The sequence below is a fragment of the Corynebacterium sp. HMSC06D04 genome (assembly GCF_001807315.1).
GTDB classification, from domain to species: domain Bacteria; phylum Actinomycetota; class Actinomycetes; order Mycobacteriales; family Mycobacteriaceae; genus Corynebacterium; species Corynebacterium simulans.
This window is the reverse complement of record NZ_KV788560.1, coordinates 1-1,178: the sequence shown is the minus strand read 5'-3', so window position 1 is coordinate 1,178 and position 1,178 is coordinate 1. Positions and strand designations below refer to the sequence as shown.

The window sequence follows — 1,178 nt, the reverse complement described above, 5'->3', positions numbered from 1 at the left end:
GATATCAGGTGTCTACCAAACAGGGGTCAGGTCCTTGTCATAGGAGTCACCCACCGTCCCAGTCGACGCTGCGATACCGTGCTCAGCCAGGCGCTCGTTGTAGACGATGCTCACATATTGTGAGCCGTGGTCTGAATGGTGAATCAAGCCCGTTGTTTCTTTGGCGCACACGATCGCCTGGTTGAGCGCTTGCAGCGGCAAGGCTTCGGTGCGCATCGAATCCGACAGCGCCCATCCGACGATCCTCCGGGAGAATACATCGGTCACGAACGCGGTGTACACAAAGCCTTTCCTGGTGCGCACGTAGGTAATGTCCGCCACCCACAGCCGATGAGGGCCAGGAGCCCTAAATTCACGATTTACCAAGTCTGGGCGCAGATCAGGCACGTTAGGCTTACGGGTTGTGATAGGTGACCTGCCTTTGCCTTTGCCAGAAACACCGGCCAGGCGCATCAACCGAGCAGTTTGTTCACGACCGATATCAATTCCGTCACGGCGGAGAGCATGCCACATTTTCCGCACACCGTAGACACCGTAATTATCGCGATGAACAGCACTAATGTGTTCAATCAGCACAGCATCGCGAAGGCGACGAGCACTTAATCCACGGGCTTTAGACTGGCGGTACCCGCGCGAAGTAAGGAAGCCGCCTTCACGATGGGTGTTTAACGTCTGGCAGATGAACTCGACTGAGAAACGATTCCGATGCTCATCAATGAACCGGATCATTTCCGACGTTTCGGGTCGAGTTCGGATGCGAAAAAAGCCGAAGCGGCTTTCAACAACTCGTTGGTGTCCCGCAGCTCTTGATTTTCTCGACGCAACCGTGCGTTTTCTGCAGCAAGGTCCTCGGGCATTGATTCCACAACACGACCTTCGCGACGAGCGGCCTGCGTCCATTGCCTCGCCGTGTGCCACGAGACGCCCAGCTTTGGTGCCACGATCTCGCAGGCAGCCTGCATGGAAGTGTTCTCCGCCAGGATGCGGTCTTCCACGAGACGGACCACACGGTCCTTCGCATCCTGATCAAATTTTCTCGGCATGTTCCAAATTTTCCCATCTACTCAAACGGAACAAAACCTGGGGCACTTCAAGGCTTACGCCTGGTAGTAATGCATCGACGCCGTTTGCTAAAGCCTTTTAACCCCATGGATTTCATGATGCGTGCAACTTTCTTG

Annotated in this window: 2 protein-coding genes; both read right to left on the bottom strand. The window is 54.9% G+C overall.

Annotated features, from left to right (window positions below; genetic code table 11):
• Window positions 1–12 precede the first annotated feature (12 nt).
• Window positions 13–729, bottom strand: coding sequence for an IS3 family transposase (locus HMPREF3155_RS10935; protein WP_168162317.1), 717 nt, complete (start codon window positions 727–729; stop codon window positions 13–15).
• Window positions 726–1,043, bottom strand: coding sequence for a transposase (locus HMPREF3155_RS13330; RefSeq protein ID WP_070433316.1), 318 nt, complete (start codon window positions 1,041–1,043; stop codon window positions 726–728). Before HMPREF3155_RS13330 ends, HMPREF3155_RS10935 begins: the two co-directional genes overlap by 4 nt.
• Between the last annotated feature and the right edge of the window lie 135 nt (window positions 1,044–1,178).